Source organism: Sinomonas gamaensis (assembly GCF_005876955.1).
GTDB classification, from domain to species: Bacteria; Actinomycetota; Actinomycetes; order Actinomycetales; family Micrococcaceae; genus Sinomonas; species Sinomonas gamaensis.
In genome coordinates, this window is record NZ_SSCL01000003.1 from 120,803 (window position 1) to 140,246 (window position 19,444).

General features: G+C 69.7%; 19 protein-coding genes and 1 riboswitch. Of the genes, 10 read left to right on the plus strand and 9 right to left on the minus strand.

The window, feature by feature from the left end; all coding sequences use genetic code 11:
• Position 1: 1 nt before the first annotated feature.
• The 3 genes from hemQ to hemE all read right to left on the minus strand — a co-directional run bounded on the left by hemQ (position 2) and on the right by hemE (position 3,356).
• Positions 2–730, minus strand: a complete 729-nt coding sequence (hemQ, locus tag E5679_RS05310) for a hydrogen peroxide-dependent heme synthase (RefSeq protein ID WP_138414042.1) — start codon at positions 728–730, stop codon at positions 2–4.
• Between the two features lie 84 nt (positions 731–814).
• Positions 815–2,290: a protoporphyrinogen oxidase gene (gene hemG, locus E5679_RS05315; protein WP_138414043.1), complete on the minus strand. Its 1,476-nt coding sequence runs from the start codon at positions 2,288–2,290 to the stop codon at positions 815–817.
• A 7-nt stretch (positions 2,291–2,297) separates the two neighbouring features.
• Positions 2,298–3,356 (minus strand): uroporphyrinogen decarboxylase, encoded by a 1,059-nt coding sequence (gene hemE / locus E5679_RS05320; protein WP_138414044.1) that lies wholly within the window; start codon positions 3,354–3,356, stop codon positions 2,298–2,300.
• 119 nt (positions 3,357–3,475) lie between these two features.
• Here hemE and E5679_RS05325 point away from each other — a divergent pair, with 119 nt between their 5' ends.
• Complete coding sequence (locus tag E5679_RS05325; RefSeq protein WP_138414311.1) at positions 3,476–4,831, plus strand: glutamyl-tRNA reductase; 1,356 nt, start codon at positions 3,476–3,478, stop codon at positions 4,829–4,831.
• A 7-nt stretch (positions 4,832–4,838) separates the two neighbouring features.
• Here the strand turns inward: E5679_RS05325 and moeB are convergent, their stop codons facing one another.
• Positions 4,839–6,026: a molybdopterin-synthase adenylyltransferase MoeB gene (moeB, locus tag E5679_RS05330; protein WP_138414045.1), complete on the minus strand. Its 1,188-nt coding sequence runs from the start codon at positions 6,024–6,026 to the stop codon at positions 4,839–4,841.
• A 99-nt stretch (positions 6,027–6,125) separates the two neighbouring features.
• Between moeB and E5679_RS05335 the strand changes: the two genes are divergently transcribed.
• From E5679_RS05335 to E5679_RS05345, 3 genes are all read left to right on the plus strand, one after another.
• A complete protein-coding gene (locus E5679_RS05335; protein ID WP_138414046.1) occupies positions 6,126–6,767 on the plus strand; it encodes a TetR/AcrR family transcriptional regulator in 642 nt (213 codons plus the stop codon).
• Positions 6,768–6,834: 67 nt separating this feature from the next.
• Positions 6,835–7,059: a DUF3107 domain-containing protein gene (locus tag E5679_RS05340; protein WP_138414047.1), complete on the plus strand. Its 225-nt coding sequence runs from the start codon at positions 6,835–6,837 to the stop codon at positions 7,057–7,059.
• A gap of 13 nt (positions 7,060–7,072) precedes the next feature.
• A complete protein-coding gene (locus tag E5679_RS05345) occupies positions 7,073–7,384 on the plus strand; it encodes a hypothetical protein (RefSeq protein WP_138414048.1) in 312 nt (103 codons plus the stop codon).
• Positions 7,385–7,447: 63 nt separating this feature from the next.
• On the opposite strand, the gene E5679_RS05350 is transcribed toward E5679_RS05345, so the two are convergent.
• The 3 genes from E5679_RS05350 to thiO form a co-directional block, all read right to left on the minus strand.
• Positions 7,448–8,263, minus strand: a complete 816-nt coding sequence (locus E5679_RS05350; protein ID WP_138414049.1) for a thiazole synthase — start codon at positions 8,261–8,263, stop codon at positions 7,448–7,450.
• Between the two features lies 1 nt (position 8,264).
• Entirely contained in the window at positions 8,265–8,519 is a 255-nt protein-coding gene (thiS, locus tag E5679_RS05355) for a sulfur carrier protein ThiS (RefSeq protein WP_138414050.1), read from the minus strand.
• Complete coding sequence (thiO, locus tag E5679_RS05360) at positions 8,516–9,718, minus strand: glycine oxidase ThiO (protein ID WP_171042249.1); 1,203 nt, start codon at positions 9,716–9,718, stop codon at positions 8,516–8,518. Before thiO ends, thiS begins: the two co-directional genes overlap by 4 nt.
• A riboswitch (TPP riboswitch) is annotated at positions 9,716–9,847 on the minus strand. Its footprint overlaps the gene before it by 3 nt.
• A 15-nt stretch (positions 9,848–9,862) precedes the next feature.
• On the opposite strand from thiO, the gene thiE reads away from it, so the two are divergent.
• The 5 genes from thiE (at position 9,863) to E5679_RS05385 (ending at position 15,977) form a co-directional block, all read left to right on the plus strand.
• The gene (gene thiE / locus E5679_RS05365; RefSeq protein WP_138414051.1) at positions 9,863–10,534 is read left to right on the plus strand and encodes a thiamine phosphate synthase; all 672 of its coding nucleotides are present in this window, start codon (positions 9,863–9,865) and stop codon (positions 10,532–10,534) included.
• Entirely contained in the window at positions 10,531–11,376 is an 846-nt protein-coding gene (locus E5679_RS05370; protein ID WP_138414052.1) for a prephenate dehydratase, read from the plus strand. The genes thiE and E5679_RS05370 overlap by 4 nt, the downstream gene beginning before the upstream one ends.
• Before the next feature lie 41 nt (positions 11,377–11,417).
• Positions 11,418–12,971, plus strand: coding sequence for an RNB domain-containing ribonuclease (locus tag E5679_RS05375; RefSeq protein WP_138414053.1), 1,554 nt, complete (start codon positions 11,418–11,420; stop codon positions 12,969–12,971).
• Positions 12,972–13,282: 311 nt separating this feature from the next.
• Positions 13,283–15,109, plus strand: coding sequence for a DEAD/DEAH box helicase (locus tag E5679_RS05380; protein WP_138414054.1), 1,827 nt, complete (start codon positions 13,283–13,285; stop codon positions 15,107–15,109).
• A gap of 7 nt (positions 15,110–15,116) precedes the next feature.
• Complete coding sequence (locus E5679_RS05385; protein WP_249335974.1) at positions 15,117–15,977, plus strand: DNA-methyltransferase; 861 nt, start codon at positions 15,117–15,119, stop codon at positions 15,975–15,977.
• Positions 15,978–15,987: 10 nt separating this feature from the next.
• On the opposite strand, the gene E5679_RS05390 is transcribed toward E5679_RS05385, so the two are convergent.
• Positions 15,988–16,836: a PHP domain-containing protein gene (locus E5679_RS05390; protein WP_138414055.1), complete on the minus strand. Its 849-nt coding sequence runs from the start codon at positions 16,834–16,836 to the stop codon at positions 15,988–15,990.
• Positions 16,837–16,911: 75 nt separating this feature from the next.
• On the opposite strand from E5679_RS05390, the gene E5679_RS05395 reads away from it, so the two are divergent.
• Complete coding sequence (locus tag E5679_RS05395) at positions 16,912–18,435, plus strand: aminopeptidase P family protein (protein WP_249335996.1); 1,524 nt, start codon at positions 16,912–16,914, stop codon at positions 18,433–18,435.
• Positions 18,436–18,468: 33 nt separating this feature from the next.
• Here the strand turns inward: E5679_RS05395 and E5679_RS05400 are convergent, their stop codons facing one another.
• A complete protein-coding gene (locus E5679_RS05400) occupies positions 18,469–19,368 on the minus strand; it encodes a general stress protein (protein WP_138414056.1) in 900 nt (299 codons plus the stop codon).
• Between the last annotated feature and the right edge of the window lie 76 nt (positions 19,369–19,444).

Consider the following 19,444-nt stretch of genomic DNA (forward strand, 5'->3'; position numbering starts at 1 on the left):
CTCACGAGAGGACCTCGGCGACCTCGGCCGCGGAGACACGGCGTCCCGTGTGGAACGGGATCTCCTCGCGCACATGGTTGCGCGCGTCGGTGTAGCGGAGGTGGCGCATCATGTCCACGAGATCCACGAGCTCGGGCGCCTCGAGGGCGAGGATCCATTCCCAGTCGCCGAGGGCGAACGCGGACACCGTGTTCGAAATGACCTGCGGGAAGTCGCGGCCCAGGAGCCCGTGGTCGCGGAGCATGCGCGACCGCTCGTCGGCGGGGAGCAGGTACCACTCGTAGGAACGCACGAACGGGTAGACCGTGAGCCACGTGCTGGGCTCGACGCCGCGGGAGAAGGCCGGGGTGTGGCTCTTCGCGAACTCGGCCTCGCGGTGCACGCCCATCGCGCTCCACGTCTGCTCGGTGCCGGCGAAGAGCTCGGTGCGGCGGATGTCGCGGACGGCCTGCTGGAGGTCCTCCGCCTTCGGGCCGTGGACCCACACCATGACGTCGGCTCCCGCGCGGAGGCCGGAGACGTCGTACAGGCCGCGGACCGTCACGCCCTTCTCGCCGAGGCGCGCCACGAGCGACTCGAAATCGGAGACGGCGCTGGCCGAGGGGGCGTCGGTGCCCGGGACGCGGCCGAAGACAGTCCAGAGGGTGAAGAAGAGCTGCTCGGGAGCCTCGGGGGTGGCGTCACCCTCCGGCCGAGTTTTGGTGACAGATTCGTCAAAAGTGTGGCTCATGGCTTCCAGTGTGCTCCTTCGTTCAGGCCAAAATCGAATTCAAAACCTCTTCTACGGTCTGTAGAGCCGCAGAAGTGATCAACGTCATAGGGCGCGGGCCGCGAGCTCGATGGCCTGGGCCCGAGCGTCCGGCACCACCGACGCCAAACCGTTCCCCGCCGCCCAGCCGCCGACCACCGCGAGGCCTGGCTGAGCCGCGACAAGGCGGCGAATCTCCGCGACCCGCTCACGGTGGCCCACCATGGCGAACGGGAGGGCGCCCTCCCACCGCACCACGTCCCACCCGAGCACGTCCTCCGGCGTGATCGTGACCGTCAGCAAAGTCGAGGCGTCCGCGAGCGCAGCGCGGAACAGCTCATCGTCGGTCTCCGGCTCCGACACCCGCGGCGGCTGGGCATCGTCCTCGGCGCGCCCGTAGGAGAGCCGCACCACGTGCGTGCCAGGACCGGCCTCGTCGGCGAGCCAGGGCCACTTCCCGGTGGCGTGGGTGAGCGCCTTCGCGCTGATCCCCGGCGCCTGCGGTGCCACGAGGACGCCGGTGCCGCGCGGGCGGGCGTCGAGCTCGGGCTTGTCGAGGACGAGGGTCACGAGCTTGACCTCCGGCCCTGGCACCGGCTCGTGGCCCGCAAGCTCGGTCACGGCGTCCGAGAGGAGTTCGACGGCGGCTGGCCCCCCGAGGGCGACGACGACGAGTTCCGCGTCGTACGACTCCCGGGAGCCGTCCTGTGCTATCGCCCCGACGCGCCACCCTCCCCAGAGCCGATCGAGGCGCTCGGCGCGCATGCCGCTCAGGAGGTGGACGCCGTCGTCCGTCAAGCGCGCGACGAGGGCCGTGATCATGCGGTTCATGCCGCCCCGGATCCCGGCGACGGCGGAGCCGGCCTTCGTGCCCGCACCCGCCTTCGACGCGATGCGCTCGCGTTGGGCCGCGACTGCGGCGGAGAGCGAACCGCGCTCCGCCATGAGCTGGCGGAGCCCGGGCGCGACCATGTCGATGTCGAGCAGCGCCGGGTCCGCCGAGTGCACGCCGCCCACAACGGGGGTCACGAGCCTCTCGAGCACCCGTCGGCCCATGCGGGCGCGGACCACCGCGGCCACGCTCGCCTTCTCCTGGGAGTTGCGGACGGGAAGATAACGGTCAAGGCTCGCGCGCATTGCACCCCACCAGCCGACGGCGGAACGCACCTCGGGATCCCACGGGTTCGAGGGAATACCGAGAACCCCTGCCTTCGGGAGTTCCTCAGCCCGCTCGGGAAGCTGGACCCATGCTCCCGAGGGATGCGGGACGACAACCTCGTCCGCGAGCCCGAGCTCGTCCAATAGCGCCTTGACAGCGTCCGTGCGCGTGGCGAACGATTCGGCGCCGCTGTCGAGCGTGAGGCCGCCCACCTCATGGATCCCCACGCAGCCGCCCCATCGCCCCGTAGCCTCCAGGACCGTCACATCGAGGCCTTGCCGCCGGAGTTCGAGGGCAGCGCAGAGACCCGAGATGCCACCGCCGACGACGAGGGCGCTCCGCCCAGAGTTGCGGCGGCCCCCTTCGGGCTGTGTCGAGGGCATGCGGCGCCTAGTAGTCCGAGTGGATGAGCTCGACGAGGCGCGTGAGCACGTCGGGGTCGGTCTCCGGCGGAACCCCGTGGCCCAGGTTGAGGACGTGGCCCGGGGCCGACGCGCCGTTGCGGATGATGTCCCGCACGTGCGCTTCGAGCACGTTCCACGGCGCGGACAGCAGCGCAGGATCGATGTTGCCCTGCAGCACCACGCGCCCGCCAAGCCGCCGGTTCGCCTCGTGGATCGGGAGGCGGTAGTCCACGCCGACGGCGTCCACGCCCACCTCGTACATCGCGCCGAGCAGCTCCGAGGTTCCCGTCCCGAAGTGCACGAGCGGCGCGCCAAGGTCACGCACGTGGTCGAGGGCCCGGGAGGAGAACGGCGCCGCGCTGCGCCGGTAGTCCTCGAGCCCGAGGGATCCGGCCCACGAATCGAACAGCTGGCCTGCCGAGGCGCCGGACTCGATCTGCGCCCTCAGGAAGCGGCCGCACGCATCCGCCGTCCATTCCATGAGCGCCTGCCAGGTCGCAGGATCGCCATGCATCATGGTGCGCGGGCCGAGATGGTCACGGGACGGCTGCCCCTCGACCATGTACGCGGCGACCGTGAAGGGCGCGCCCGCGAAGCCGATGAGCGGCGTGGTGCCGAGCTCGTCGACGGTCAGGCGGACCGCCTCCCGGATCGGCGCGAACACCGAGTCGTCGAGGCGCGGCAACGCAGCGACGTCCTCGGCGCGACGGATGGGGCGCTCGAGCACCGGCCCCACCCCCGGCACGATGTCGACGGCGATTCCGGCGAGCTTGAGGGGCACCACGATGTCTGAGAAGAAGATCCCGGCGTCGACGCCGTGTCGGCGGACGGGCTGGATCGTGAGCTCTGCGGCGAGCTCGGGCTTGAGGCACGCCTCGAGCATCCCCGTGCCCTCGCGGGCCTTTCGGTATTCGGGCAACGAGCGGCCGGCCTGCCGCATGAACCACACGGGCCGGCTGCTCGGACGCCCTCCTCGATACGCGGTGATCAGTGGCGACTGCGCCGTCCGGCCGTCCTTGAGGGGGTGGTCAGGGCTGAGGGTCATACGGCGATTCTCTCAGAGGGGGCAAGAGCAGATGCTGACAGGCTGTCACAGCCGTGACCGAGTCATCTCTCACGAGTGTCGTGTTCTACACCGGATCGAAAAGCTATGATGGTCGGGCTGTGGTTGTTTTCTCGATGGTGGCGACTCACGCCGATCTGAACCTGGAAACCGTTGCCCTCCTGAGCAACGGTGCTGCGACCGTGGCTTCTTCCGCCTCCGAGTCCCCCGCCGTCTCGGGAGCCGTGGTGCTCTCGACCTGCAACCGGTACGAGATCTACGCCGAGGCCCCTGCGCCCGAGGACCGCGAGGCTGCCCGATCGGCCCTCGTGGCGGAGATCAGCCGGCGCAGTGGGCTGCCCGAGCACACGGTCTCCGACATCTTCCGCACCAAGGACGGCTCCGACGTCGCTCGGCACCTCTTCGCCGTGAGCTCGGGGCTGGATTCCGCCGTCGTCGGCGAACGCGAGATCGCCGGCCAGGTGCGCCGGGCACTCATCTCCGCCCAAGAGGAGGGAACGGCAAGCCCATCGCTCGTCCGCCTCTTCCAGGCGGCCTCCCGCACAGCCAAGGACGTGGGGACGCAGACCGCGCTGGGCAGCCGGGGCCTGTCGATCGTCTCGGTGGCGCTCGATCTCGCGACCGATCTGACGGACAACCCGGATTGGTCCTCCAAGCGGGCGGTCCTCTTCGGCACCGGCGCCTATGCGGGCGCGACAATGGCGCTCCTGCGGGAACGCGGATGTACCAACGTTGCGGTGTTCTCCTCTTCAGGGCGGGCCGAGGAGTTCGCCGCCGCGCGCGGCGGCGTCGCCCTTGCCCCTGAGCAGCTTCCCGGGGCGATCGCCGAAGCGGATGTCCTGATCGGCTGCAGCGGGTCCACGACGCCGATGGAGGCTGTGGAACTCGCGGCGATCCGCTCCGACTCGCCCCAGCAGCTCATCGTGATCGACCTCGCGCTCACCCACGACTTCGATCCCGCCGTCGGCTCGCTCGAGAACGTCGAGCTCGTCACGCTCGAATCCGTGCGACTCGCCGCCCCGCAGGAGCAGGCTGAGGCGCTGGCCCAGGCAAGCCGGATCGTGGACTCGGCCGCGGAGGACTTCGAAGCACAGCGCCAAGCACGCCAGGCCGACGCAGCGATCGTGGCCCTGCGCCGCCACACAATGGCGGTCTTGGACTCGGAGATTGAGAAAGTCCGGGCGCGCCACGGCTGCACGGCCGCCGCCGAGGAGGTGGAGTTCGCCATGCGCCGCATGGTCAAGCAGCTCCTCCACACCCCCACCGTCCGGGCCCGCGAACTGGCCGCGCAGGGGCGTGAGGCCGAGTACCTCGCCGCGCTCGACGCCCTCTACGGAATCAGCGTCGAATTGCCCTCCGTCGTCGCGGAGACCCTCGGCGAGGAGCCCGCTCAGGAGACCGCGGACGGCTCGCAGAGCGGTGAGGACTGCCCCGTGGACCACTCCCGCGCCGGCTGACGACTTCTCAGTAGGTCGGCTTCTCCGGCTCCACATCGCGGACCCACGCCAAGACACCGCCCTCAAGATGGCTCACGGCGGTGAAGCCCGCCTGCTCAGCCGCCGCGAGCACGTTGGCGGACCGCACACCCGACTTGCAGTGGAAGACGATGTCCCTGTCTCGGGGCAGCTCAGACCAGGCCTCGCCCGAGAGGAGTCGGCCCTGCGGGATGAGCCGGGAGCCGGGAATGCTCACCATCGCGTGCTCCCCGGCCTCGCGCACGTCGACGAGTTCGAACTCCGTCTCCCCCGCCTCACGGGCGGCAAGGAGGTCCGCCAGCTCGCGCGCGGTGACGGTGCGGCCCGAGGGAGCCGCTTCGACGGGAGCGATCCCGCAGAAGGCCTCGTAGTCGACGAGCTCGGTGATCGGCACTGCTTCGGGGTCCTTGGACACCTTGAGCTCGCGCCACGTCGCGCGCAGCGCGTCGTACAGCTGTACCCGTCCGAGGAGCGTTCTCCCGACCCCGGTGATGAGCTTGACGGCCTCGGTGACCATGGACGCGCCGATGGCGGCGCACAGCATTCCGTAGACGCCGCCCTCCCCGCAGGAAGGAACCGAACCCGCGGGAGGCGCCTCGGGGTACAGGTCGCGATAGGTCGGCCCGTACTTCTCCCAGAACACGCTGACCTGGCCGTCGAAGCGGTAAATCGATCCCCAGACGTACGGCTTGCCGAGGATCGCTGCGGCGTCGTTGACCAGGTACCGGGTGGCGAAGTTGTCGGTGCCGTCCAGGATCAGGTCATAGCCTGCGAAGATCTCGAGAGCGTTCGAGGAGTCGAGGTGTACCTCGTGGAGCCGAACCTCGACGAGGGGATTGAGCTCGCGGACCGCGTCCCGCGCCGATTGCGCCTTCGGCCGGCCGACGTCGCTCACGCGGTGGATGACCTGCCGCTGGAGATTGCTGAGCTCGACGGCGTCATCGTCTACGACTCCGAGCGTTCCCACGCCCGCGGCGGCAAGGTAGAGGAGCGCCGGGGAACCGAGTCCGCCGGCACCGATGACGAGCACCCTCGCGTTCTTGAGCCGCCGCTGTCCGAGGTCTCCGATCTCGGGGATGATGACGTGCCTCGAGTACCGCTGCACCTCCTCCGGGGTCAGCGGGCCGCCCGGCTCGACGAGCGGTGGAAGCTGGACGGAATCCTGCGTAGACGACATGAAACCAGCCTATGCCGCGCGCCGTGCTTCTGCGTCGGCCACGTGACCCACGGGTAGAGTAAGACTGTGGCTTGGCCTGCGAGCCGAACCTGTGTGCCCATGGAGAAAGGTGGGGCAGTGAGCACCGAACCCCGCGCGGCGTCTGTACGCTCGCCGCGCCTTCCACGGGACGAGCGTCGCGCGCAGCTGCTGAGCGCAGCACTCGAGGTCTTCGCCGCGAACGGCTACCACGGGGCTGCGATGGACGATATCGCGGAGACGGCCCAGGTCTCGAAGCCCGTGCTGTACCAGCACTTCCCCTCGAAGCGGGAGCTGTACCTGGCCCTCCTCGACAGCCATCTGGCAACTCTCGAGGAGCTCATGAAGACGGCCCTTGGGTCCACGAGCGACAACCGGGAGCGCGTGCGCGCCGTGATGCGCGCCTACTACGAGTTCATCGCGAAGGATGACAAGGCGCACCGGCTCGTCTTCGAATCGGACCTCGTGAACGACCCGGATGTGGCCTCTCGGCTCGAGAACTTCAACCGGGGGTTCGCCGAGGCCATCGCCCGCGTCATCGCGGCTGACACCAAGCTGCCCATGGTCGAGGCCCAGCTCCTCGGCCGCTCGTTGGCCGGCATGGCGCAGGTGAGCGCCCGGTACTGGCTCGAGACCTCGGGGGACCTGCCGATCGACGTGGCGAGCGATCTCGTCTCGCGTTTGGCTTGGCGCGGAATCTCCCGATTCCCCAAAGAGGCCTAAGGTACGTTTGGGGCAGGCGCGCCGCGAAGGCGCGCTGCATTCTTCTGACCCAGCAAGGGAGATCCAGGTGGAAATCAAGATCGGCATCCAGAACGTCGGCCGCGAGATCGTGCTCGAGTCCTCGCAGGACGCCGACGCGGTAGCACAGCTCGTCGCCGAGGCCATCGCGGGCCAGAAGGAGCTGCGCCTCCAGGACGAGAAGGGCCGTCAGGTGATTGTCCCGGCCGGGGTCATCGGCTACGTCGAGCTCGGAGCCCAGGAGCAGCGCCGCGTGGGCTTCGGCGCTCTCTGATCCGGAGGCGCGGGTGGAGACCGTCTGGTCCCTCGTCATCGACGTGATTGTCACTGGCGGCGCCGGGTTTGCGCTATGGGCGGCCGACCGCCGCCACGGCAAGTACGGCATCATGCTTCCGGTTGCGCTGGGCGTCGTGATCGCGTGCTTGGCCTGGATCGTCGCCGTCGCGTCGGGCACGGGCTATCTCACAGGGCTCATCTGGGTGCCCTGGATCGTCCCGATGGTTCTCGGCGTGGCCGTGTCCGTCGCGGTCACCAAGCTCGTGGAGCGACGGCGCGAGAAGCGCGACGTCGCGGACCTCACGCGCGTGCTGCGAGGCTGAATCCAGTTGCGCCGTCACCTCCGCAGGGTCATGACCCCGCGGAGGTGACGGCGCAACGTGTTTCTAGAGGAACTGCGCGCGGCCTTCCATGGGGCTCGACGCCAAGGCGTGCTCGCGCCGCGGGATCCGCCCGGCATGTGCCGCCAGCCGTCCGGCTACGACAGCGTGGCGGAAGGCCGCGGCCATGCGAACGGGATCCTGCGCGCGGGTCACAGCGGAGGCGAGAAGCACCGCGTCACAGCCGAGTTCCATGGCGAGGGCCGCATCCGACGCCGTCCCGATGCCCGCATCGAGCACCACGGGAACTCCGGCACGGGCCACGATCAGCTCGATGTTGTGCGGGTTCAGAATCCCGAGCCCCGTGCCGATCGGGGCTCCGAGCGGCATGACGGCCACGGCGCCCAGCTGCTCGAGCCTGCGGGCAAGGACGGGGTCGTCATTGGTGTAGGCGAAGACCTTGAAGCCGCGGGACACGAGCTGCTCGGTCGCATCGGCGAGCTCGATCGGATCCGGCAGCAGCGTCGTCTCGTCCGCGATCACCTCGAGCTTGACCCAGTCCGTCTCGAGTGCCTCGCGCGCCAGTTCGGCCGTGAGGACGGCATCCCTGGCCGTGAAGCACCCTGCGGTGTTCGGCAGGACGCGAATGCCCTTGTCCAGGAGCAGCTGGAACAGGGAGCCCTGCTCCGCGGCGGAGAAGCGCCGCATCGCGACGGTCGTGAGCTCGGTCCCGGAGGCATCGAGCGCGTCGCCGAGTCCGTCGAGGCTCGGGGCCCCGCCGGTGCCCATGATGAGCCGCGAGCCGAGGGCCACGCCGTCGACGACGAACGGATCCTCGACTGCGAGCGCGTCCGCCCCGCGGTGATCGGTGGGAAGTCCCATGTCAGCCTCCTTGCATGGCTGTGACGAGCTCGACGGCGTCACCCGCCGCGAGCGGTGTGGAGGCCCAGCGGATGCGGGGCACTACCTCGGAATTGAGGGCGACGGCGACACCGAGCCGGCCGCCGTCGGCAGGCCTGCCGTCGGGGCCCAGGTCCCGCCCCAGGGCAGACGAGACGAGGTCGAGGACTGACGAGCCCGCGGCGAGGTCCCGGCGCTCGCCGTTGACGGTGAGCGCCAAGGTGCTGGTTGTACTCATGAGGACCTTCCATGGAGAGGGTGGCTGATGGGCCGACCGTTGCCGAGCCCGGCGAATCGGTCGGGGCGGAACGGCTTCCACGCGCCACCGTTCCCGCCTTCGAGGACCTCGCGGCACACGCGGGCGGCCGCAGGAGTCAGCAGTACGCCATGCCGGAAGAATCCGGTGGCGACAATCAGCCCCTCCACGTCGCCGCCTTCAGGCGCGGAGACACGACCCAGAAGCGGTGCGTTGTCGGGTGTGCCAGGCCGGGCCCGCGCGACGGTCTCGTACAGTTCGAGTTCCGCAACCGCTGGGACGAGCGCCTGTGCATCTCTCAGGAGCTCGTAGACCCCGCCGGCCGAAACGGCATCGGACCCGTCCTCGCGCTGCGTTGCCCCGATCACCACGGTCCCGTCCTCCCGGGGCACGAGATAGACGGGGCGGCCGCGGACGAGGCCGCGCACGGTGGCCGTGACGAGCGGGCGGAGGCGCTGCGGAATGCGCAGCCGGAGGATATCGCCATAGACCGGGCGGAGCGGGAGCTGGACGGGCAGGCCGGCGAGGTCGCGGGCACCGAGCCCGTTCGCCACGATGGTCTCCTGCGCGAGCAGCTCGCTCCCGTCGTCAAGGCGGACGCCGGCGACCCGCGCGCCGTCCCACAGAAGCGACTCGGCGCGCCGTCGAACGAGGCGTTCGGATCCGAGGCGCGCGAGAAGGGCCGCGATGAGCCTGCGCGGATCGACCTGGTGGTCCGCCGCGATCTCGAACGCTCCGGCGATTCCTGGCGAGAGCATCGGCTCCCGAGCGCGCGCCTCACGCACAGTCAGGGAGGTCACCTCAAGACCGTGGGCCTCCTGCACCGCGCGGAGATCGGCGAGCGCCTGACGGTCCGCGCCGTCGCCGGCAATGCAGAGAGTGGGGGTTCGGAGATAGCCCGCCTCGGCAGCGAGCGGCTGGGCGAACGCAGGCCAGAGCGTCGCCGATTCGAGCATGAGACCGAGCAGCGCCTCTTCCTGATAGTGGTACTCGCTGACCGCGGCGAGCATGCCCGCCGCGGCGAAGCTCGCACCCGTGCCGGGAGCAGGGTCGATGACGACGACGTGGCGCCCCGCGCGCGCCGCCTCCCAGGCGATGCCGAGCCCCACCACCCCGCCGCCCACGACGGCGACGTCGGCCCCGGAGCCGGGCAGTGGCGCCCTGGGGCTGTATTCGTCCACGAAATTCTCGTCCTTCCCTACGCCGGTACGACCCGGATCAGGTTCACACGGTCGGCTCTCGGCCCTCTCAGCCCGGCTCGTCAGCCACCTCGGTGCGGCTGTCATACGCGGGCTCCCGCAGTTCGCGAGCACTAGTCTAGTTCCATGCTCCTGACCGATGCCCAGCTCTACGTGTGCACCGACGCCCGGCGCGACCGCGGCGACTTCGCGTCCTTTGTGGACGCCGCGTTCACGGGAGGCGTCGACATCATCCAGCTCCGCGACAAGCACCTCGAAGCGGCGGAGGAGCTCGAGCTCCTCGAGGTCCTCAAGACTGCGGCAGAGCGTCACGGGAAGCTGTGGGCAGTCAACGATCGTGCGGACATCGCGCTCCTCTCCGGCGCGCCGGTGTTCCACGTCGGGCAGCGCGACCTCCCGCTCCAAGCGGCTCGCCGCGTGCTGGGGGACGCCCCCGCCGTCGGCCTCTCGACCCACTCCGCCGAACAGGTCGAGGCGGCTCTCGCGTCCTCGGCGACGCTCGACTACTTCTGCACCGGCCCTCTGTGGGCCACGCCGACGAAGCCCGGCCGAGCCGCCGTCGGCCTCGGCCTCGTCGAATACGCCGCACGCCGGACCCGCGAGGCCGCAGCCGCCAACAGGACGACGCTCCCCTGGTTCGCTATCGGCGGGATCGACCACGGCAATATCGCCCAGGTCATCGAAGCCGGGGCGAGCCGCGTCGTCGTCGTCCGCGCCGTCACGGACGCCGATGACCCGGCCGATGCCGCGTCGCGGCTCCGCGCAGAGCTTCCTGCCCTCGCCTCCGTGCGCGCATGACGGTCGTCGCCTATCAGGGGGAACCGGGCGCCAATTCCCACATGGCTGCCCTCGAGGCCTTCCCCGGCGCTGACGCGCTGCCGTGTGCGACCTTCGAGGACGCGTTTGCCGCCGTGGACGGCGGCGAAGCCCAGCTGGCCATGATCCCGATCGACAATACGGTCGCCGGCCGCGTCGCCGACATCCATCTGCTCCTGCCCACCACGAACCTGCAGATCATCGGGGAGCATTTCCTGCGGATCCGATTCAGCCTCATGGGCGTGCCCGGAGCCACGCTCGACGGAGCGCGCGAAGTCCACAGCCACGTCCATGCCCTCGCGCAGTGCCGGGGCTTCATTCGGGCGCACGGGCTCACACCAGTGGTCGCGGGCGACACAGCAGGATCCGCGCGGGAAGTCGCGGAATGGGCTGACCCCGCCAAGCTCTCGATCGCCCCGCCGCTCGCGGCGGAGCGCTACGGCTTGGAGATCCTCGCCTCCGACATCGAGGACCACCAGCACAACACCACGCGCTTCGTGATCCTCGCTCCCCCGCGCGACTTTCCGGCCGCCGGCGGAGAGCCGTTTGTGACGAGCTTCGTGTTCCGCGTACGGAACATCCCCGCCGCGCTCTACAAGGCCCTCGGAGGCTTCGCGACGAACGGCGTGAACATGACCCGGCTCGAGAGCTACATGGTGGACGGGAAGTTCGCGGCGACGATGTTCATGGTGGACGTCGAGGGCCACCCGGACGAGCCCCCTCTCGCCCGAGCGCTCGAGGAGCTCGCGTTCTTCTCGACGGAGCTCCGGATCCTCGGCGTGTTCCCCGCCCACCCCCGCCGCTTCGGACAGGACGCCCCCTAGCCTGCTGTCCGTCGGAGCCGCGCGGGTCTAGGCTGGCGCTCGTGGGCCATGCACACCTCACCCCGAAGGCGCGCTCTGCCGCGACTCCGGGCGGGCGGGCCGGGAGCGCGGCGCTCGCGGCGGCGTTCACGGCCCTTCGGGAGGAGTTCCAGCTCGCGACGGAATATCCGGCGCCTGCCCTCGCGGACGCCGCCGCGGCGATCGCTGCGCTCGAGCTCCCGTCGGCGGATCAGACGCACATCGAATTCGTGACGATCGACCCGCCCGAGTCCACCGATCTGGATCAAGCCCTCCACCTCGAGCGCAAGGGCAGCGGCTACAGGGTCCGCTACGCCATCGCCGACGTTCCCTCGTTCGTTCGGCCGCACGGGGAGCTCGACGCTGAGACGCGCCGCCGCGGCCAGACGATCTACGCGCCAGACGTGAAGGTGCCCCTGCATCCGCGGGACATTTCGGACGACGCCGGGAGCCTCCTCGCGGGCTCGGTCCGGGGTGCGTTCGTCTGGGACTTCACGCTCGACGAGGACGGGGAAGTCTCCAGCGTCGGGCTTGAGCGCGCGCGCATCCTCAGCCGGGCGAAGCTCGCCTATGCGGAGGTCCAGGAGCAGATCGACTCCGGGAACGCCGTCGAATCCCTCATGCTCCTGAAGGAGGTGGGCCTCAAGCGGGTCGCCCTCGAACGGCAGCGGGGCGGGGCGAGCCTCAACCTGCCGGACCAGGAGATCGTGGCGACCGACGACGGCAGGTATCGGATCGAGATCGCCGCCGAGCGTCCCGTCGAGGACTGGAACGCCCAGATCTCGCTCATGACCGGCATGGCGGCCGCGAAGCTCATGATGGCCGGGCGCATTGGGATCCTCCGGACCATGCCGTCGCCCGACGAGAAGTCGCTCCGCCACTTCCGTCGCCAGACTCAAGCCCTGGGCCGGCCGTGGGACGACTCGATGCCGTACGGCGAGTACCTCCGGAGCCTCGACGCCTCGGAGCCGCGACAGCTCGCCATCCTCCACGCGGCCGCCGCCCTGTTCCGCGGCGCGACATACACGCCTTTCGACGGAGAAGTCCCCGACAATCCGATCCAGGCCGCCATCGCTGCGCCCTATGCTCACACCACCGCGCCCCTGCGTCGGCTCGTTGACCGCTTCGTCCTCGTGATCTGCGAGGCCCTTGCGAACGACGGCGATGTGCCCGACTGGCTGAGGGCGGCCTTGCCGGAGCTCCCCGTGCTCATGGCGGCCTCGGACCGCATTGCCGGGCAAGTCCAACGGGCCTCGCTGGACCTGGTCGAGGCGGCGCTGCTCGTGCACAGCGTGGGCCAGGAATTCGACGCGGTGGTCGTCTCGGGTTCGAACCCGGCTGCGAGCAACGGCGCGGGCAGCGGCGCGAACGGGCGGCCCTTCCAGCCCCTCGACCGGATTGCGAGCTCGCAGAATGGTTCTCCGCCGGGCACGGCTCGGCCCTTCGGGACCGTCCAGCTCGCCGACCCTCCCGTCACCGCCCGGTGCGAAGGCGAGATGGAGTCGGGCACCACGATTCGCGTGCGGCTCGTCGAGGCGGACATCCACAAGAGAACGGTCCTGTTCGAGCGCATCTAGCCGTGGGATCCGGCGAAAACGTGCCCGGCCGCTGTGTGTCGCAGGCCACGATTCCCGGAATTCCGGGCCTTCACGGTATCCTTGAGAGGTTATTGGATGCCCGGTCGTATTTTTGCGATCTGTTCTTGCTCTGCTGGCCCTTGGTGCTGGCGCCCTGATAGCCCGCGATCGGCTTCCGCTGGATGGCCGCCGTGCGCGGCTGCTCCGAACGTCTCCGGTGACCGCGAGGGCGATGATCTCTATCGTGCCGCTCGCCCCCGACGTTTGTTGAGCGGCCCGCCCGGGCCCAATTGGAGAGGGATCCGACCCCTTTGAACGAAGTCATCACCCACGAAGTCCTCGTGGACGACTCGGGCGCCGAGGTGCTCGAGACAGAAGAAACCATCACCAACGACGCCCCCGTGCGCCAGGAGGCCCAGAAGACCTTCAGCGACTACGGCGTTGCCCCGGAGATCGCCCAGTCGCTGGCCGACGCCGGGATCCTGCACCCGTTCCCCATCCAGTCGATGACCCTCGGCGTCGCGCTGAGCGGCCACGACATCATCGGGCAGGCAAAGACGGGAACGGGCAAGACGCTGGGCTTCGGCATTCCGAGCCTCCAGCGAACCCTTGCCCAAGACGACCCCGACTACGCGAAGCTCCCGGTCCCGGGCGCTCCTCAGGCACTCATCGTCGTCCCCACCCGCGAGCTCGCCGTCCAGGTCTCCCAAGACCTCAAGACCGCAGCAAAGCGCACCAGCCTGCGCGTCGAGGTCATCTACGGCGGCCGTGCCTACGAGCCGCAGATCGAGTCGCTCCAGCGCGGCGTCGACGTGATCGTCGGCACGCCGGGCCGCCTGATCGACCTGCACCGCCAGCGGCACCTGAACCTCAAGAACGTCCGCATCGTGGTGCTCGACGAGGCCGACGAGATGCTGGACCTCGGCTTCCTCCCCGACGTCGAGACCCTCCTCGGCGCGGTTCCGGCGGTCCGCCAGACGCTCCTGTTCTCTGCGACGATGCCCGGGCCGGTCGTGGCCATGGCACGGCGCTACATGAGCCGCCCCACCCACATCCGCGCCACAGATCCGAACGACGATTCGATCACCAAGAAGGACATCCGCCAGGTCATCTACCGGGCGCACCATCTCGACAAGGACGAGGTCGTGGCCCGCATCCTCCAAGCCGAGGGCCGGGGCCGGACGATCATCTTCACGAAGACCAAGCGCACTGCGGCGAAGCTCGCCGAGGAGCTTGTGGACCGGGGCTTCGCTGCCGCGGCCCTTCACGGCGACCTCGGCCAGGGCGCTCGCGAGCAGGCTCTTCGAGCCTTCCGCAACAACAAAGTGGACGTCCTGGTCGCTACGGATGTCGCAGCGCGCGGCATCGACGTTGAAGACGTGACCCACGTCATCAACTTCCAGTGCCCTGAGGACGAGAAGGCATACCTCCACCGCGTGGGCCGCACTGGTCGCGCCGGGCACAAGGGCACCGCCGTGACCTTCGTGGACTGGGAGGACGTCCCCCGCTGGGGCCTCATCAACAAGGCGCTCGGGCTGGATGTGCCCGAGCCTGTCGAGACGTACTCGTCGTCGCCGCACCTGTTCTCCGATCTGGATATTCCCGAGGGCACAAAGGGCCGCCTCCCGCGGCACAAGCGCGTCCTCGAGGGGGTCGAGGCTGAGGAGCTCGAAGAGCTCGGCGGCCCCGGCAAGAAGCCGCGGAACCGCGCCGGCAAGGGCCGCGGGAGAGAAGCAGGCGAGAAGCGCGAGAAGCGTGCTCCACGGGAGAATCGCGCCAGCACTGATCAGCAGCCTGAGGGCGAGGGCGAGGCCAAGGCCGAGCGCGCTGCGGGCGAAGGCAAGCACGGGCACGGGCGCGGGCGCTCGGACCGCCAGGCCCGCTCGGAGACGCGCGGCGAGGGCGGGCGCCGTCGTCGGCGTACAGTCCAGGGCGATGGCCACGAAGCGGCCGGGCGTCCTGCGAAGGACTCCGCCAAGGGCGAAGGCGAGCAGAGCCCGGCGGCGGCCGCCGCCGTCGTCTTCCTTCAGGGCGAGGCGGCGGAGGGCGTGGATCGCGGCACGCTGGCTGCGCGCCGTCGTCGTTCGCGGACCCGCCGTGTCGAGGGCGAGGTCGTGAGCCGCACGCAGGCCGAGTAGGCCTCGGGTGCCGGCTCCCGGCGTGTGGCGTCCGGACGGACCGGATCTGATCGTCGAGGCAGACAACGCGGATTTCCTGCCGACTCTGCCCGACGGTGCCTTCACGATGGTCTACATCGACCCGCCGTTCAACACGGGCCGGCCGCAGCGCCGGCAGTCCACCACGATGGTCCGCAGTGCCGACGGCGACCGCGTGGGCTTCGGCGGCCAGCGCTACGAGACGATCAAGGGTGCCCTGCACCGCTACGACGACGCGTTCGGCGACTACTGGGCGTTCCTTGAGCCACGCCTCCTCGAGGCGTGGCGGCTCCTTGCCGACGACGGGACGCTGTACCTGCACCTCGACTACCGCGAGGTGCACTACGCGAAGGTCATGCTGGACATCGTCTTCGGACGGGAGTCCTTCCTCAACGAGATCGTGTGGGCCTACGACTTCGGCGCGCGCGCCCGGCGGCGCTGGCCCACTAAGCACGACACGATCCTCGTCTACGTCAAGGACCCCTCGAAGTACCACTTCGACAGCGAAGAGGTGGACCGGGAGCCCTACATGGCGCCCGGACTCGTGACACCTGAAAAGCGCGAGCTGGGCAAGCTCCCCACCGATGTGTGGTGGCACACGATCGTCTCCCCCACTGGGCGCGAGAAGACGGGCTATCCGACCCAGAAACCCGTGGGGCTCGTGCGGCGTATGGTCGCGGCGAGCTCACGTCGAGGCGACTGGGTCCTCGACTTCTTCGCGGGGTCCGGCACGCTCGGCGCGGCGGCCCACGAGCTGGGGCGACGCTTCGTGTGCGTGGACGCGAATCCTCAGGCGGTGGAGATCATGGCGGGCCGGCTCGCTTCCGCCGAGGTGGTCCGCCCCGCCTGAGGGGGCGGGATCAGGAGCGGACGACGGCGACGCCGGTCCCCTGACGCTCGATCTCCTCGAGCGCCTCCATGGGAGTGGTGTTCTCCCCCAGGCGATTGACCTTGCCGCTGCCATGGTAGTCAGACGAGCCGGTGACCAAGAGGCCGTAACGCCGCGCAAGGTCAAGGAGGAACGGGCGCCGCGCCTCGGGATTGTCCCGGTGGTACACCTCGAGGCCGGCGAGGCCGGCGTCGATCATGGCGTGGTACGTCGCCTCCCCGACCGTGCGCCCACGGGCCTCGGCGACGGGGTGGGCGAAGACGGGCACGCCGCCCGCGGCCCGGACCAGCTCGACGGCGAGCGCGGGCTCGGGCGCGTAGTGCTGGACGAAGTAGCGGGAGCGGGACGAGAGGATCGTCGCGAACGCCTCGGAGCGGTCGCCGACGATTCCGGCGGCAACGAGCGCATCCGCGATGTGGGGCCTGCCGACCGTCGCTCCGGGCGCCACGTGGTGGGTCACGTCATCCCATGAGAGCGGGTAGTCCTCGGCGAGGAGGGAGACCATGTGCTCCGCACGGCTGAGGCGGGCGTCCTTGGACTTCGTGATCTCCTCGAGGAGGCCGGGGTGCGTCGGGTCGTGCAAGTAGCTGAGCACATGCACGCTGATCCCCTCGGGCGTCCGGCAGGAGACCTCCATCCCGGGGACGAGGACCACGCCGAGCGCCCGGGCCGCCTCCATCGCCTCCGCCCATCCGCCGGTCGAATCATGATCCGTGATAGCCACGGCATCCAGTCCGGCTGCGTGCGCAGCAGCGACGAGTCCGGCCGGGGCATCGGTGCCGTCCGAGACGCTCGAATGAGCATGCAAATCGATCCTCACCCGACAACGATAGCGGCCCCATGGGTGGAGAATGGCAGGGTGAATGCTTCAGAACCCCTGCAGCCCGCTCAGCCGATGGAGGACCGCGTGAACAACCGATCGCAGCGGCCCACGTCGGACGCCTTCAAGACGTTCATGGCGTCGCAATGGGCCCCCGCCGATCAGACCCTCCCCCAGCAGGATCCGGTAGCGGCCTTCGCCGCCCGCCGCCGCCGTGCCATCTCGGATCGTTTCCCGGGCGAGCGGCTCGTCATCCCGGCCGGTCCGCCGAAGGTCCGCTCCAACGACACCGACTACCGCTTCCGCCCGCACTCCGCCTTCGCGCACCTCACGGGCCTTGGTACCGACCATGAGCCCGACGCTGTGCTCGTGCTCGAGCCTGTCGAGGAGGGGACCGGCGACGACGGCGGTCACCACAGCGCGACGCTCTACTTCCGTCCGCTCGCCGGGCGCGATACCGAGCAGTTCTACGCGAATGCGCGCTCGGGCGAGTTCTGGGTGGGCCCCCGCCCCACGCTGGCGGAGCTCAAAGCCCGGCTCGGGATCGAGACCGCCCACCTCGACGAGCTCGAGGTCGCCCTGACGAAGGGCGTCGGTGCCCGTGAGATCGGCGGGATCTCGGTCCGCCTGGTCCGGAAGGTCGACGAGAATCTCGACGCGCTCATCGACACTGCCCGCTACAACACTGCGCAGGACCCTGACAGCCTCGACCTGAGTGAGCTCGACGCGCTCGACGACCAGCTCAAAGAGGCCCTCTCTGAGCTGCGCCTGACGAAGGACGAATGGGAGGTCGAACAGCTGAAGGCGGCCGTCGCGGCCACCGCGGAGGGCTTCGAGGAGATCATCCGCGCGCTCCCGCGGGCCGTTGGCCACCGGCGGGGCGAGCGCGTCGTCGAGGCGGCCTTCTTTGCGAAGGCCCGCGAGGAGGGCAACGACCTCGGGTACGAGACCATCGCGGCCGCCGGCAACCACGCGACCATCCTCCACTGGATCACCAACAACGGTCCGGTCGAAGATGGGGAGCTCCTGCTCGTCGACGCCGGGGTGGAGGCCGAGTCCCTGTACACAGCCGACGTGACCCGGACCGTGCCGGTGAACGGCCGGTTCAGCGAGGTTCAGCGGAAGGTCTACCAAGCCGTCCTGGACGCGGCCGACGCCGCCTTCGCCGCCGCCCGCCCGGGCGTCAAATTCCGCGAGGTGCACGCTGCAGCCATGAAGGTCCTCGCCGCACGGCTCGAGGAATGGGGCATCCTCCCCGTCAGCGCGGAGGAAGCGCTCTCGCCCGAGGGCCAGCAGCACCGGCGCTGGATGCCGCACGGGACCAGCCACCACTTGGGGCTCGACGTGCACGACTGCGCCCAAGCCCGGGCCGAGCTCTACTTGGACGGTGAGCTCACCCCAGGCATGGTCTTCACCATCGAGCCCGGCCTCTACTTCAAGGCTGAAGACCTCGCGGTCCCGGAGGAGTACCGCGGCATCGGAGTGCGCATCGAGGACGACATCCTCATGACCGACGACGGCCCTGTAAGCCTGAGCGCAGCGCTCCCCCGCACACCGGACGAGGTCGAGTCGTGGATGGCCGCACTGCTCAGGGGCTGATCGCCGCTAGCACCTGAGCAAGGCCCGGCCGACTCAGCGGTCGCGCGAGGTGGCGTCGCCGTCGTCGTTCTGGTTGGCGCCGCCTTCGTGTGCCTGCTCCGCCTCCTCACCCTGGGGCTGCGCGGGATACTCCGGCTGCTGAGGGTGATTCGGGTCGATGCGGACTCCGTACTGGGGGCGGCCGTCGGGCAGGTCCTGATAGCCGGACCCAGTACGCGGCGCCTGCGCCTGCTGCTCCTCGTCACGCGGCTGCCCCGGCTCTTGGGCGGGGTGGTGGACGCCGTAGGGATCGGTCCACCCGGAGGGACGCTGGGGCTCATGCTGCTGCGGGTCGTGCCACTGCGGCTGGTTCTGGCCCCAGCTCTGGGTGTCATGGCCATGCGGGCCCTGATGGGCCGACGGGTCCTGCCACGGCTGCTGGCCGCCCCAGCCGGTCTGGCTCTGGCCCATCGGAAGCTGGTGCAGGAGCCGCCGGGCCTCGGCCGAGGCCTCGAACGCGACGACGACGTCATAGCTGGTGGGCACGACCTGGCTCGTCGACGTGAAGTCCCGCTTGCCGCGCTGCATCGCGTAGGTGACGATGCCGAACAGCATGAAGAACGCAGCGCCCATGAGCACCGACGTGATGATGGAGAAGTAGCCCGCCCCGGAAGAGAAGAAGGAGAGCAGCACCCCGACGAAGAGGCCGAACCACATGCCGCTGAGGGCGCTGTTGAGCGCGACCCGCGGGTAGCTCAGTCGGCCGGTGACCCGTTCGACGAGCTTGAGATCGTTGCCGACGATGGCCACGACCTCCACCGGGAACTGCTGATCCGCGAGGTAGTCGACCGCCTTCTGGGCATCGAGATAGGACGTGTAGGATCCGATGACGTCTCCCTGGGGCAGGGACCGTGCCTGATCGATGGGGCCGGGCGACCCGAAGATGTTCGACATGCCTTTATTCTTACCCGAGAAGGCCCGCACGGCCTGTGTTTCCGCTCAGAGTGAGCACCGACTGCCTCTGGAGTAG